The sequence below is a fragment of the Paenibacillus oceani genome, from assembly GCF_014705615.1.
Taxonomy (GTDB): Bacteria; Bacillota; Bacilli; order Paenibacillales; family NBRC-103111; genus Paenibacillus_AB; species Paenibacillus_AB oceani.
Genome location: NZ_JACXJA010000027.1, coordinates 63,874 through 77,740, shown reverse-complemented (window position 1 = coordinate 77,740; position 13,867 = coordinate 63,874). Strand labels below are relative to the sequence as shown.

At 55.5% G+C, this 13,867-nt stretch carries 11 protein-coding genes; 3 read left to right on the top strand and 8 right to left on the bottom strand.

Features of this window, described 5'->3' with window-relative positions; translation table 11 throughout:
- The first annotated feature begins 153 nt into the window (after positions 1-153).
- Positions 154-1,161 carry a Gfo/Idh/MocA family protein gene (locus IDH45_RS19485; protein ID WP_190929796.1) on the top strand — a complete coding sequence of 336 codons (1,008 nt, stop codon included), beginning with the start codon at positions 154-156 and terminating at the stop codon, positions 1,159-1,161.
- Positions 1,162-1,922: 761 nt separating this feature from the next.
- On the opposite strand, the gene nadE is transcribed toward IDH45_RS19485, so the two are convergent.
- The 5 genes from nadE to IDH45_RS19460 form a co-directional block, all read right to left on the bottom strand.
- Positions 1,923-2,732, bottom strand: coding sequence for an ammonia-dependent NAD(+) synthetase (nadE, locus tag IDH45_RS19480; RefSeq protein ID WP_190929795.1), 810 nt, complete (start codon positions 2,730-2,732; stop codon positions 1,923-1,925).
- Between the two features lie 191 nt (positions 2,733-2,923).
- Entirely contained in the window at positions 2,924-3,661 is a 738-nt protein-coding gene (pyrH, locus tag IDH45_RS19475; protein WP_190929794.1) for a UMP kinase, read from the bottom strand.
- 267 nt (positions 3,662-3,928) lie between these two features.
- On the bottom strand, positions 3,929-5,683 hold the full coding sequence (locus IDH45_RS19470; protein ID WP_190929793.1) for a right-handed parallel beta-helix repeat-containing protein: 1,755 nt from the start codon (positions 5,681-5,683) through the stop codon (positions 3,929-3,931).
- Positions 5,684-5,732: 49 nt separating this feature from the next.
- Entirely contained in the window at positions 5,733-7,064 is a 1,332-nt protein-coding gene (locus IDH45_RS19465; protein WP_190929792.1) for an ABC transporter substrate-binding protein, read from the bottom strand.
- A 148-nt stretch (positions 7,065-7,212) separates the two neighbouring features.
- Positions 7,213-8,556: an ABC transporter substrate-binding protein gene (locus IDH45_RS19460; protein WP_190929791.1), complete on the bottom strand. Its 1,344-nt coding sequence runs from the start codon at positions 8,554-8,556 to the stop codon at positions 7,213-7,215.
- Positions 8,557-8,850: 294 nt separating this feature from the next.
- Between IDH45_RS19460 and IDH45_RS19455 the strand changes: the two genes are divergently transcribed.
- Positions 8,851-9,672: a helix-turn-helix domain-containing protein gene (locus IDH45_RS19455; RefSeq protein ID WP_190929790.1), complete on the top strand. Its 822-nt coding sequence runs from the start codon at positions 8,851-8,853 to the stop codon at positions 9,670-9,672.
- A gap of 124 nt (positions 9,673-9,796) precedes the next feature.
- On the opposite strand, the gene IDH45_RS19450 is transcribed toward IDH45_RS19455, so the two are convergent.
- Together IDH45_RS19450 and IDH45_RS19445 are read right to left on the bottom strand one after the other, a co-directional pair.
- Positions 9,797-10,147: a Rieske (2Fe-2S) protein gene (locus tag IDH45_RS19450; RefSeq protein WP_190929789.1), complete on the bottom strand. Its 351-nt coding sequence runs from the start codon at positions 10,145-10,147 to the stop codon at positions 9,797-9,799.
- Positions 10,148-10,160: 13 nt separating this feature from the next.
- A complete protein-coding gene (locus tag IDH45_RS19445; protein ID WP_190929788.1) occupies positions 10,161-11,219 on the bottom strand; it encodes an amidohydrolase family protein in 1,059 nt (352 codons plus the stop codon).
- Between the two features lie 272 nt (positions 11,220-11,491).
- Here IDH45_RS19445 and IDH45_RS19440 point away from each other — a divergent pair, with 272 nt between their 5' ends.
- On the top strand, positions 11,492-12,868 hold the full coding sequence (locus IDH45_RS19440; RefSeq protein WP_190929787.1) for a beta/alpha barrel domain-containing protein: 1,377 nt from the start codon (positions 11,492-11,494) through the stop codon (positions 12,866-12,868).
- A gap of 332 nt (positions 12,869-13,200) precedes the next feature.
- Here IDH45_RS19440 and IDH45_RS19435 read toward each other — a convergent pair whose 3' ends face one another.
- Positions 13,201-13,635 (bottom strand): BrxA/BrxB family bacilliredoxin, encoded by a 435-nt coding sequence (locus tag IDH45_RS19435; RefSeq protein WP_190929786.1) that lies wholly within the window; start codon positions 13,633-13,635, stop codon positions 13,201-13,203.
- Positions 13,636-13,867 lie beyond the last annotated feature (232 nt).

Genomic DNA, 13,867 nt, shown 5'->3' with positions numbered 1-13,867 from the left:
CGCCGTTCGATCCTGAATGTAATAATGTAAGGTCCTGTTGCAGAAATGTATGCACTTTCACAAGTGGATTGCCAATACGGGAGCACCCAAGGTATCATAACGGGGACAGCTGCAATAAATAAGATTAACGTTGTAGAGGAGAGAGGAACACAGATGTCCATCCGATTCGGAATTATAGGCTGCCGGCATGCTCATGTTACGATCTTTATCGAAGAAATGCTTGCGCTTGGCCACGTCTGCGCCGGCGTGTATGAGAAGGACGACCCTTCTTTGGCGGAGCAGCTCGCCCAGAAATACAACATCCCGCTGGTTCAGTCACGGGACGTTTTCCTGGACGATTCGGTGACGGTGATCGGATCTGCCGCGATCAACAGCGAGAAGATCGAGATTATCGAATGGTGCGAGCAGCACGGCAAACATATCATGGTGGATAAGCCGGCCGTTACGGACCGGGACAAGCTGGACCGACTGGAAGCGGTCATCCGGCGCGGGCGCATTCAGGTCGGGATGCTGCTCACCGAGCGCTACCGCCCGGCCGTGTATACGCTCAAACGCGCAATTGAGGCAGGAGAGCTTGGGCAGATCGCCAGTATTATGATGCGCAAGCCGCATCGGCTTAATCCGTCTTCGCGGGCGGCCTGGCACTTCTCCAAGGAACAAAACGGCGGCATCGTCATCGACCTGTTCGTGCACGACTTCGACCTGCTGCGCTGGCTGACCGGCCAGGAGGCCGTGTCTGTGAACACGGTCGTCGCCAAAAACGAGCTGCCGGAATATCCGGAGTTCCTCGATGCCGCTTCCGCTCAAGTCGTGATGAGCGGCGGGGCGATCGGGATGTTGTACTCGGATTGGCACACGCCCGACAAAAGCTGGACGTGGGGAGATTGCCGGATCTTCGTCAACGGGACAAGAGGGTTCGCCGAGCTGCGGCTGAGCGGAGATCCTTCCGTGTCGGGTGCGGACGAGCTGTACCTGCGCGTGACCGATTCGCAGCCGCTTGAGCAAGTGGAGCTCGTACAGCCGGATCAATCGTTGACGGCGGACTTCCTCTCCCGAATCCATGGGGAACGCGGTACGTTAACTCACGACGATGTACTCGCCACCAGCAGGCTGACGATCGAGGCGGATGCCGGGGCAGAAGTACTGGGAATGGGCAAGTGAGGCGGAATACTCTATAGCGAGAGATAGGTAGACGAAGCGCTTCAAGCGGGCTAAATAGACTGACTGCGCTTAGCCGGGATCCTTCTTGCATACGGGATCCCGGTTTTCTATTTATTCACCAGCCTAGCCCCCTGCATCCTCTATTTGCGTAGTCGATTCGGCAGGTTATCCACAGGATTATGCACATCTTATCCACTTAATCGAGAAGGCATCAAGAAAAAGAAATCGAAATACTCCATACACCTGGAGGCTCTTTAGGTTTTGGGGCGCTGTCCATAGTACCGGAAAGCTGCAGAACCGGAAGAATCGTTTCCTCTATTTCTGTTACATGGGGTCATCGACCAGCTTTACGGAAGTTTTAGTTCCGTTATTGTTCGATGCGAAGCCGAATTTGTCTATTTTCGCCGAAATAACGGAAATAATTGTTCCGGTAAATGACCCGTTACACCTATTTCCGGAAAATAGAGGAAGCCGGACTTCCTATAAGCGGACGGACAACGATACCAAGAGCGCGCGCGGGCATCCAGACCCTTAATTTCCAGCAAAACAAAAAGCACGGAAGGTCCGCAGACTCGTCCGTGCCTAGTGCTTTGTAATCTGTAATCTGTAATCTGTAATCTGTACTCTATACTCTATACTCTGTACTCCGCGCCCCATGTCCCGCGCTGTGTACCCTGTGGCCCTGCACTCTAAACTCCTATAGCGCAGTACCACAAGCCGGAAGCTTCGCTCGTTACGAATGACAATCCGTAAGCGGACCGTTAAATCCCCGGGATAGGCGACCGCTTGTGCTCGGTCTTCAGATATTGTCTCTCCAGCTTTTCCCGGGCGGCCGGGTCGATCTCCTTGCCTTCCAGGTAATTGCTGTTGTCCTCATACGTGATGCCGAGCTCCTGCTCGTCGGTCTGGCCTTCCCACAAGCCGGCCGTAGGCGCTTTGTCCAAGATCGGCTGCGGAACGCCGAGACGTACGGCCAGTTGACGGACCTGGCGCTTGTTCAGCGAGCTGAGCGGCGTAAGATCGACTGCGCCGTCGCCGTATTTGGTGAAAAATCCGGTAATCGCCTCCGAAGCATGGTCCGTGCCGACCACAAGCAGGTTCATATCAAACGCCAGGGCGTACTGGACGACCATCCGCGTGCGGGCTTTCACGTTGCCTTTGCCGGCCCGGCTGATGTGCCGGTGAATGCCGAGCGACTTGAAGCCGTACTCGACCTCCAGCGCGATCTCGTCGACAGCCTGCTCGATGTTCGTCTCCACCTTGTGTGTCAGTTTGAACGCTTCCGCCACCGAATAGCTGTCGGAGATGTCCGCCTGTTCTCCATAAGGCTGGAACACGCCGAGCGTAATATACTCCAGGCCCTTCTCCTTCGACAGCTCGTCCGTAGCCAGCTTGCACAACCCCGTTGCCACAGCGCTGTCGATGCCTCCGCTGATCGCGATCAGCAGGCCGGTCACCTCCGAATCCAGCACATATTGCTTCAAAAAGTCGACCCGCTTGCGAATTTCCGCATCGACATCGATATCCGGCTTGACCCCAAGCCGGGCGATAATATCCTGCTGCAGGCTCATCGTCCCCATCACCCTTCTATGTTCATCATGAAACAGGCGTTTTCTTGCCGCTCAACAAACCCAACGTCAGACTTCCTAACATCAGTATAGTTCACCACCGGCAGATTTCAAGCGAATCGAAAAAAAAGTGCGGGGTGAGCTTCCTCCCCCGCCTTCCTGTAAGCTTATCTTTGCCCTCTGCGCCCCTAGCGTTATGTAGCAAAGCGCACATCCGCCCCCGCCCGAACGACAGTGCCTTCGTCAGCCCCTTCGCAAATCCGTTTCATCGCACCCGCCCGGTCGAAGTTGAACACATGCAGCGGTATGCCGTAATCCCGCGCCAGGATAAAGGCCGACGAGTCCATCACCTTCAAATCCCGCCGGATCACTTCATCGTAAGGCAGCGAAGCGAACAATCTCGCCTCCCGGTTGCGCTTCGGATCGCTGTCGTATACGCCGTCAACGCCCTGCTTGGCGACCAGGATCGCCTGTGCGTTCACTTCAAGCGCCCGCTGCACCGACGGGTAATCGGTCGTCACATACGGCTGGCCGTTGCCGCCCGCGAAGATGACGACATACCCTTTCTCCAGATGATGAATGGCGCGCAACCGGATATACGGCTCGGCTACCGCATTAACGGCAAGCGAAGACATGACCCGGACCTCCTTGCCGGTCTTCGACTTCAGGACGCCGCGCAGCATCAGGCTGTTGATCACGGTCGCCAGCGTCCCGATATTGTCCGCCTCCGCCCGCTCAATGCCCCACGCCTCCGCCATATTGCCGCGGAAAATATTGCCTCCGCCGATCACCAGACACACTTCGATGCCGAGCTGCGTTACCGCCAGCACTTCATCCGCGATATGCTCCAGCCTCCCGTGATCGAACCCCGTCGCCTCTTCGCCCGATATCGCCCCACCGCTTAATTTGACCAACACTCTTCTGTACCTCATCCCTAGACACACCTCCGTGATTGGACAAAAAATAACGCCAAAGCCGGAAGGCTTGGCGCTGTTGACCGAAATTGAAAGTAAGGACTTGACCCACACAGCGGGCAAATGACGAACCGACGTTCCATCCGGACATATAGCCGCCTTCCGCTCCGATCCGCATCATCCCGTCGCCCCTTCCCGATTGTTCCTTCTTAGGATCATACCGGAACTTGCGGGTTGTTGCAACGGGGATTTTCCTGTTTGCGATGCGGACCCGGCTGCGATGCTTTAGTCTTGCAGGCCTACCACTGTCCCGTCGGTATCTGACAACGGATCGCCCTGCTTGATCCGCAGCTTGCCGCCGGCATCCACCCATAAGCAGTAGCCGCCCAACTGCAGCGGTTTGGTCGAATAATCGCTTGACGCGGCCGCCAGCCCTTGATCGGAGCTAAGCCGAACGCTCGAGCGCAGGCCCAGACCGCCTGTGGCCGCATCCGGCCCGAACGCCGCCGTCATCGCCGCGCCGTTGCCGAATTCCATCGATCCGCCCGCTTGAATCCGGAATCTCGGAAGCGGCTCGCTGTCACCTACGGTTGACTGCAGGAGCGTATCGGACGCCTGACCGAGCGTATATTGCAAAGTGCGGCCGACCAGCACCTGGTTCAGCAGCGGCCCCGTATCCCCGGAATCGTCGAGAAAGTAGGAAATATTGGGGGAGTTGTTCGTCGTGATTTTAGCCGGCGATCCCTTCGTCGTATGCCAGTGATTGCCCCGGATACTGATGCCCTTCGCCCAGGTGGCGAGTCGGATATAGGACGGCTTTCCGCTATTGACGCCGTAGAAGTAGTTGTTGTACAAATTAGCGCTTTCGACGTAGCTGCAAGAGATATCGTAGCCGTTCGGCGAATTGTCGCCGAATAAACATCCCATGACGGTTGCCGCAACCACCTTCTTCTGCTCAAAGCCGGTCAGCTGGACACCCGGCAAATTTGTCGTTTTGCCATTCCGGTTGAAGGCACAGAACAGGATGGACGGCTGCTCGGCGTTTTGGGCGAGGACCCCGGCCTTCGCGTTATCGTGTATCGAACAGCCAAAGACGGTACAGTTGGAAGCGACATGGTTCCAGTAAATGCCGTTGCCGCCATTCTCATGGATGACGCCCCCGACTACCGTCATTACATTGCTGAACTCGAAGGCGTATATGCCGTGCGAGCCGTTCTTCCCGATATCGCAATCGGTGATGGACAGCGAATCGCCGTACCGCCAGTGTACGCCTATCCCCCCATGGCTCTGGATGACGCATCGGTTCAGACCGTTCTTGGCTCTTCCGCGCTTCATCGTGTAGAGCAGGTAAATGCCCGCACCCGATTGCGGATTGCCGATCACGCCCAGATCCTCCATCCAGAAATTGGCCAGCATGTCGACGTTGTTCGCATCATACGGCGTTTCTGGGGCCGGCCGGTACTGAATCGCCGGATTTCCGTTAACGGCCGTGTTCAGCAAGCGGGACGCGCCAGCGTTTTCTCCTTTCAGCGTGACGTTTGGCTTCGCCTGTATGCCGGTAATGTTGTACTCGCCGCACGGGAAAAAGACGACCCCGCCCCCTTGGGCGCTGGCATAGTCGATCGCAGCCTGGATCTCCGCCGTATTGTCGGTTTTGTCCGGACTCGCTCCGAACTGCGGATCTGTTACTATGACAATCCTCTGCTGCTGTTGATACGGATTGCCGCCGCCGTGACCTCCATTGCCGCCATTGCCTCCGTTCCCGTTGCCTCGCCCCTCCTCCGAGCCTCCCTGCAGCAGATCGAGCGCGCCGGCTGTCCCGCCTCCTACGAGAGCGACTCCGGCCATCCCCATCGTAGACAGCAGCGCCCGCCGACTGAATCGCCCGCCCTTGGAGGCGTGCACCATCCCCAGGTCTGCTTTGGCCGTATCCGTTTCCTCCTGCCATTGTGTCGTGTCAGAGAAACTTCCGTTATTCATATCCCGTTGTCTGCTCTCGCTGCCTCCGATCTCTCCCTTGCCGAAGTTGTGTGACGTCATTGCTGGTTATCCCCTTTCCTGGATACAGTTTCGGTTTTATGGCGCATCGTCACTTTCCTTTTTGCGCTTCGATCGCTTTGTCCGTCGTCTCGGCTGCCTGACCCAGTCCGGTGTTGACGTCCTTTTTGCCCTGCACCATCTCGTACCAGCCAGCCATCAACCGCTGGTCGGCGATACTCTGATATTTCGTCTTCAGCGCCGGACGGGCCAGCTTCTCCGGGATCAGCGCTTTCAAATTCAGTCCTTTGCCTTGCAGGGATGGCGAATCTTGACCAAACGCCTGATGAACGGCCGGGTTTTTTAAAGCGCTCAGGAAGCCTTTCTTCGAACGCTCCATCTGGAATTCGTCCGAAGCAAGGTATGCGATCACTTCGAACGCCTGCTCCTTGTGCTTGCTCATCGACGTAATGTTGAAATAATAAGGGTATCCTTGCGGGCCCACTCCCGGAAGCTCCTTGAAGGTCGGCAGCGTGACGACATCGATCATCCCCATGTTGTCGCTCGCCCAAGGGTTGCCGCCGCTAAGCGTCGCGTGCATGGCCGATATTTTTTCGTCGAAAAACGCGCTGCTCTGGTAAGCAAGCAGCATCTGCTTCGCATCGACCTCATTGCCGGGAATCCGGTTGAAGCGCAAGAAATTATCCGTAAACACCGCCCACTTCGAATCCGAGGAGAACGTCGCTTTACCGCTGGCCGGATCGATATGCGGAAGCGAGAACTGGTTCAACAGCGCCATATGCTGGAAGGAAAACGTCATCCCCCGGTACAACTTGCCTCCGTCCTGACGGGTCATCCGCTTGGCGAGCTCGTAGGTTTCATCCCACGTCATCCCGTCCTTCGGATAGGGCACCCCGAACTTGTCGAATAGATCTTTGTTATAAAATAAAGCTGCGGAGGAATTGCCGATCGGCAAGCCGTAGATCCCCCCCTTCGCCGACTGGCGCATCATCTCGATACTGGTTGGCTCGAACCGGTTCAGGTCGAAATTCGATTTTTTGATCAGCTCCGACATGTCATATTGCAAGTTGTATTCCAACAAGTTTCCGTGCAGATGGCCGATCGAGGCCCACAGAATATCGATTGTATTTCCCGCCGCAATCAACTCCGGGATCGTATTTCCTTTCCCCAGAGGGGTGAATACCGGGGTTACATGCGGAAACTTTTTCTTAATCGCATTCCCGTAATCGTCCATAAACTTATCTACTGATACCCCCGTCGACGTATGGAAAAATTGCAGCGTTACCGGCTCGGCCGGCTTGGGGGGCGCACTATCGCCCCCGCTCGCGGCATCGCTGCCGCCCCCCTCTCCGTTGCCGCCGCATGCGGCCAGCATCAACATAGCCGCTATGCCAAGACATGCCGTCCATCTGCATCTGGCCATCGATTATCCCCGCTCTCTTTACAAAATTGGACTCACTTCACCCGCACCCGTCCCCAATCCGGCCATAGTCGAAGTCCGACACCGCACGCCGCGGCTTCTTACGTCATATACCAGCAGGAACTATCGACTGGACGACGGGCCGCCGCATTCACTGCTTTTTCTTCTCTGCTTCGATTTTCTTGTCCGCATCCTCCGCGGCTTCCCGGAGCGCTGTATTAACATCCTTCGGCCCGATGATCACCTGATCGAACTGCGCGTTAAGGCTTGCCAAGGCAAGGCTGTCGAACTTGGTAAGCGGCGCCGGCAGCGCATTTTTGACCGGGAACATTCCTTTGACGTTTTTCCCTTGGAAGTAAGGGATGTCGTCCCCGAACGTATTCCGGATCTTCGGGTCGGACAGCACCGTGTACTTGCCTTTTTTGGAGGCGTAATGCTGGAATTCATCCGACGTCAGATAGGAGATGACCTCGAACGCCTTCTCTTTTTTCTTGCTCGGATTTGTAATATAAAAATAGGTGGGGATCGGCTGCGAGCCGACGCCGGGCGATTCGCTGAAAGACGGCAGCCGCACGACGTCCCAGTTCATCGTATCCTTATAGGTCGACGTAGCGAAAGCAGCGGTATTGACGAACATCGCCGTCACCTTCTCCTTGTCGAACATCTCCCGCTGCTTGGCAAGCGCGGCGGTTTGTTTGTCCACCCCGTTGCCGGGCAGATGATAAAACCGCGCAAAGTTGTCGAACAGCTTTTTGAACCCGTCGTCGGATACAAACCTCGATTTGCCCGTAGCCGGATCGACCGACTGAAGAGAGAGTGGATTGACGGTGAACATGGCCCCCATCGCCATCCCGACCCCGCGATAGGAGACGCCGTCCTCCGTCCGGTTCAGCTTTCTCGCCAGCTCGTAGGTTTCGTCCCAGGTCATGCCGTTTCGCGGATACGACAGCCCGAATTTGTCGAAAATGTCTTTGTTGTAATACAGCACCAGCGTATCCATCGAAGTGGGCAGTCCGTAGATTCCACCGCCGGCGAGCAATCTTTGCCGTTCGATGACGGCCGGGTCGAAGCGGCTCAGATCGAATTTATTTTTCTGTATGAGCTCCGTCATATCGTACTGCAGGTTCGGATCGAGAATGCCGAAGAATACATGCCCGATCGAGGCGTAGACAATATCCGGCACTTGGCCGGCCGCCAGAAGATCACTAATCGTCGACCCTTTCCCCGCGTAGGGAAGGAATCGCAGCGTCACCTCGGGAAACTTCTCCTTAATCTTGTTGCCGTACTCCTGCATAAACTGCTCCTCCGGTACGTTAAGCACCGTCTGCCATACGGTCAGCTCTACCGGCTCCTTACTCGCCGCGCCTTGCTGCGGACCTGGAGCGTCCCCCTCCTTCTCCTTGCCCCCGCACGCCGCCAGCAGCAGCAGGGCCGTTCCGGCCGCTAGATACGGCACGAGCCGCTTATTGCGAAATCCGGTCTTCTTGCCATCCATAGAAATTCCCCCTTTGAATTTCGGTCAGCCCTTCTGAAAGCGTTGTCAAAAAAGACAAACGTTTGGCCCTTCCGGACGTCCTGCGTTCGATCCAACATTCGCGACCTCTTACAGACTTCACCATAACAAACGCTTTCAAAACAATCGATATTCTACATATTTCACTCATCCATATGGTTTCCAGAAGATGATCATCTGCTATAATAGTAATACATATGAAGGAATTCCATCAATGAATGATCCCCCAATTTTATGTATAATTCAATCGTAAATAATCAACCGGGAGGAATCGCCGTGTTCTCCATCAAAACAGTTATTTATGACGATCGCGTCGAGAAGTGGGCCATTACGGACAAGAAGGTCCCCCATCATATCCTGATCTACGTGACGAGCGGCCGGGTCGTATACCGGATGCTGGGGCAAGACGTGACGCTCGAGCAGGGCGACATCTTGTTCATCCCCGCAGGCACGAGCCGGTCGTGCCACAATGACAAGGAGCTGCACCAGAAATATTCGGCTCACTTCACCTCGTCCGGCAACGCCGATACCGAGCTGTTCCCTCTGCGTGACAAAGGGTTCTATACGGATAAAATCCATAACGATCATTACTTCCGGCAGCGCTTCTCGATGCTTCTGATGCAGTGGTTCAACCGGTCCTCGGGCAGCAGCCCGCTCATCTGCGAAGGCATCCTGTCGGAATTAATCGGGCTAATCATCCAGGATTCGCAGAAACAGCGAAGCTCGGCGATCAAGCATGAACTGATGAACCGGCTGCAAACGTATATCGTTCATAACCATTGCCAGCCGATCAAGCTGTCCGATCTGGCCGAATACGTCGACCGTTCTCCGAATCACATCACCAAGCTGTTCAAGGAGACGCTGGGCCAGACACCGGTAGATTATATCCATCAGGTGAAAATAGCGGTGGCCTGCGAACTGCTTCAAAGCAGCCGGATGACAATTGCGGAAATTTCCGACCATCTGGGTTACTGCGAGCAGTCGCATTTTCACCGTGTATTCAAGACGATTACCGGCTTCACGCCATCGGTGGTTCAAAAAGGACAGCCCGTCACGATTATTCCGCTCCCTAAGGCCGGGAGACCGGCCCAGGCTTGAATGACCCGGGCCCCGCGAACCTCCAGCTTCCGGTCCTGGCTGTCCTTGCTTGCTTACTTACCCGGGCTTAACCTGCACGCCGTGCGTTCCGCCGGTCCGCAACCGGCTCCGGCTTTGCACAGAGCTATATCTTGATGCCGATTTTGCCGCCGGCAATGACGACTTCATACTTGCGCAGCCTGCCCTTTCCTTCCACAAGCGGCCGTCCCGTACGGATGTCGAACTCCCAGCCATGCCAAGGACAACGCACGATTTCCCCTTGTCTGCCGTAGTCGTATTCGTACACCGGGGACAGCATCGTCGTGCCGCACACCGGTCCTTTGCACAGTTGCGCGCCTTGATGGGGACAATAATTCAACAGGGCGAAATATTCACCTTTCACCTTATAAATGCCGATCGATTTCCCGCCGATTTCTACGATTTGATGGCAACCTTCCTCGATCGCATCCGCTTCGGCCACATAATGTACGTCCATTCTGGACAACCCCCTACAAGTTGTACAACTTCTTGGCATTGGCATAGAAGATTTTCTCTCGCGCCTCCGGAGCAAGCCATCTCAAGATTTGATCCGGCGCGTCAAAATCCCAATGCGGGTAATCGCTCGAATACATTAGAACATGCTCGGCGTCGAACATCTCGAAAATCGCTTTCAAATGTTTCGGGTTATCCGGCTCCTCGATCGGTTGCGTCGTGAAGTAGCAATGGTCGCGGATATAGGCGCTTGGCATTTTTTTCAGCCAGGGGACCTGCGAACGCAGAGCGGTATAGTTTTTGTCGAGCCTCCACATCAGATGCGGCAGCCAAGCGATCCCGCCTTCAATGAAGACGAATTTGAGCCCCGGAAACTTCTCAAATACCCCCTCGCAAATAATGCTGGTCAACTGAGCCATAAAATTTTGCGACAAATTGGTGTGCCACTCAATGTACCAGGTCGGATAACCGGCCGCCGACGGCGGATTCGATTGGCCCGCCCCTTCCGCTCCGGGGTGAATGGCGATCGGTAACCCGTGACGGGCGGCCGCTTCGTAAATCGGATGGTAAAACCGCTGCCCGAGTGGCATCCGGGTCGCGCTGCTCATAACAACCTGGACGATCCCCGGATGAGGGCCCAGCCGGTCGATTTCCCTCGCCGCCAACTGCGGGTCGAGAAAGGAAACGAGCAGCGACCCTTTGTAGCGGCTGTTTTTGCCGACCCAAGCTTCGAGCATATAGTCGTTGTACGCACTGGACAGAGCAGCCGCAAAATCGGGATCGTGCCCCACCGATATGCTGAACAGATTGCTCGTTAAAATCCCGTACTCCACGTTGTACGGATCGAGCAGTTGCTTGGCGACGAAATCGGGATCCGAACCGACCGCCCCTCCTCCCGGAGGCACCGCATCTTTTCGGCCTACGCCGACCGGCGTATAGTAGCCGGAAAACATTAAGCCTAGCCCCGCCTGCTCCACCCGGGTTCTCCAAGGCTCGGCCAGATAAGGCAACAAATCACGGTAACTTCGGAGTGAATTGTGAACATCGCAATCAATAATTTTCAGTTTTTCAATCATGGTTATTCCCCCTCTGCTTAGACTGGCAGCAAGCTACTTCCTGCTATTATCTTAATAACTAAAAAGAATTTAGGCCATGAACACACTTCAATATTATTGGATCATTCAATCATTTTATCGAAATATTTTCATCCTGTTCCTCATTCGGCAAACCAAATATCGGTTGCTTCTTTTCGATGAACATCATTTATCGTTATGATAAAAAGTATAAAGTTTCATTTATCAATTAAATTTCATACAATAAACTCATACGAAGAAAGGGTGAAGCGACAATGAATGATAAACGCAACACGGACGATCGACACCTCTCCGCAGCCACACCTGCAGAGCCCAACCTGCAACGCGAACAATTTCCTTACGAAGCCCCACCGCTTGTGTTCTTCGACGGTGTGGACGTCCCGATGGACCGTCCCGACTCGATCTTCATTACCGACACGACGTTCCGTGACGGCCAGCAAGCCCGCCTCCCTTACACCGTCGATCAGATTACCGATTTATTCGATCTGCTTCACCGGTTATCGGGGCCCAGCGGCGTCATCCGTCAGAGCGAATTTTTTCTGTACAGCGAGAAAGACCGGCAAGCGGTCCGGGCATGCCAGGAGCGCGGATACGAATTTCCGGAGATAACGGCATGGATTCGCGCGGTGGAGAAAGATTTTCAGCTGGTTAAGGAGATGGGCATCCGCGAGACCGGCATCCTGACCTCATGTTCGGACTACCACATCCATCTCAAGCTGGGCTTGAGCCGGGAACAGGCGATGGAGCAATATTTGTCCGTCGTGCGCGCCGCCCTGGAGGAAGGCGTTCGCCCCCGCTGCCATCTGGAGGATGTGACAAGGGCTGACGTGTACGGCTTCGTCGTTCCGTTCGTACAGCAGCTCCAGCAGCTTTCCGCCGAAAGCGGCATCCCCGTCAAGGTGCGACTGTGCGATACGATGGGCTATGGCGTCAGCTATCCCGGTGCGGTGCTGCCGCGCAGTGTGCCGCGGCTGCTGCACGCTTTGCGGTCGGAGACCGGGATCCCGTCCGCTCAGCTCGAATGGCACGGGCATAACGACTTCTACAAAGTGCTCACCAATGCGGCCACGGCTTGGCTGTACGGCTGCTCCGGGGTAAACGGAACGCTGCTCGGGTTCGGCGAACGGACGGGAAACACTCCGATCGAAGGGTTATTGTTCGAATATATGGGCCTTACGGGGGACCGTTCGGTCGATACGCGGGTCGTTACGGAAATCGCGGATTATTTCGAACGGGAGCTCGGGTACGAAATCCCTCCGATGACGCCGTTCGTCGGCAAAAGCTTCAACGTAACCGCAGCCGGCATCCATGCCGACGGCATTATTAAAAACGAAGAGATCTACAACATCTTCGACACCGCGAAACTGCTGAACCGGCCGCTCGGCGTCCTCGTCACTGACAAAGCGGGCACGGCCGGCGTTGCGCATTGGGTGAACCGCTATCTCGGCCTTACCGGCAGCGAGCGCGTCGATAAACGTAACCCTGGCGTGAAGGCGCTGTACGAATGGGTTGTCCGGCAATACGAGAACGGGAGAACGACCAGTCTATCCGACGGGGAGCTCGCCGGTGCGGCGCAGCACCATCTGCCGGTGCGGTTTCCGGCCGGAGGGAAGTCCCCAGAGCCCGTCTAATCCCGCCGAGCACTTCGGCAATAACGGAACACAAGCGTTCCGCTATCCCCTTCGGGCATACCGGCCCCAAGCGATAGCGGAAACGCAGCTTCCCAGCACCATTAGCCCACATATCCACATTATATTAACAACATATCCACGAGAATTTATAACTTATCCACGGCATTTACACACATTATCCACAACTTGTCCACAATTTGCACAGAGAGGAGCGGTGTCTATTCAAAGCTGAACGAGAGCAGCCCTTCAGGCGCGCGGCTTCCAGAGAGAGGCGAAAACAACAAAAAAGCTGCCCTTGTGGGCAGCTCACTGCTTGCTTAGTTCCCAGCCGATTAGCGGCAAAAACGCTCAAACGCTTGAGTCAGATCTGCGGCGATCTCCGATGCGGAGCGGTTCTCGATCTGATGGCGCTCGATCATGTGTACCAGCTCTCCGTCCTTCATCAGGGCGATCGACGGAGACGACGGCGGGTACGGCGCGAAATATTCGCGGGCTTTAGCCGTAGCTTCCTTGTCCTGTCCGGCAAAAACGGTGAACAGGTGATCCGGCGTAATGTCGTGCTGCAGCGCTTGGGCGACACCTGGGCGGCATTGGCCGGCGGCGCAGCCGCATACCGAGTTGACGACGACGAGCGAGGTGCCCTTCGCGCTTTCGAACTGCTGGACGACCTCATCCGGCGTACGCAGTTCCTGAATGCCAATACGGGTCAAATCTTCCCGCATCGGTTGAACCACATCTTTCATATATGCTTCGAATGACATGGACATGATCTTCACTCCTCCAAGATTCGCAAGTTTCGAATCGAAAATGTTGACTAACTTTTATTATACATCTCCAGCCCGCGTAAGCAAAGCCCCCATTCGAAACCGAATGGACGAGATTTCTATAAAGAGCCGTCATCTCCGGTCGAAACGCCGCTTTGTCCTCATCGTCGCATGGCTACCTGGTTAAGCGCCGTCTGTCTCTTTTACATCAACGGGTGGTACGGTCTGCCCGTCG

Bases quoted from the DNA above. Each gene is read 5' to 3' on its own strand.
- IDH45_RS19485 (WP_190929796.1), top strand. From the start codon at position 154: ATGTCCATCCGATTCGGAATTATAGGCTGCCGGCATGCTCATGTTACG.
- nadE (WP_190929795.1), bottom strand. From the start codon at position 2,732: ATGAGCCTGCAGCAGGATATTATCGCCCGGCTTGGGGTCAAGCCGGAT.
- pyrH (WP_190929794.1), bottom strand. From the start codon at position 3,661: ATGAGGTACAGAAGAGTGTTGGTCAAATTAAGCGGTGGGGCGATATCG.
- IDH45_RS19470 (WP_190929793.1), bottom strand. From the start codon at position 5,683: ATGACGTCACACAACTTCGGCAAGGGAGAGATCGGAGGCAGCGAGAGC.
- IDH45_RS19465 (WP_190929792.1), bottom strand. From the start codon at position 7,064: ATGGCCAGATGCAGATGGACGGCATGTCTTGGCATAGCGGCTATGTTG.
- IDH45_RS19460 (WP_190929791.1), bottom strand. From the start codon at position 8,556: ATGGATGGCAAGAAGACCGGATTTCGCAATAAGCGGCTCGTGCCGTAT.
- IDH45_RS19450 (WP_190929789.1), bottom strand. From the start codon at position 10,147: ATGGACGTACATTATGTGGCCGAAGCGGATGCGATCGAGGAAGGTTGC.
- IDH45_RS19445 (WP_190929788.1), bottom strand. From the start codon at position 11,219: ATGATTGAAAAACTGAAAATTATTGATTGCGATGTTCACAATTCACTC.
- IDH45_RS19440 (WP_190929787.1), top strand. From the start codon at position 11,492: ATGAATGATAAACGCAACACGGACGATCGACACCTCTCCGCAGCCACA.
- IDH45_RS19435 (WP_190929786.1), bottom strand. From the start codon at position 13,635: ATGTCCATGTCATTCGAAGCATATATGAAAGATGTGGTTCAACCGATG.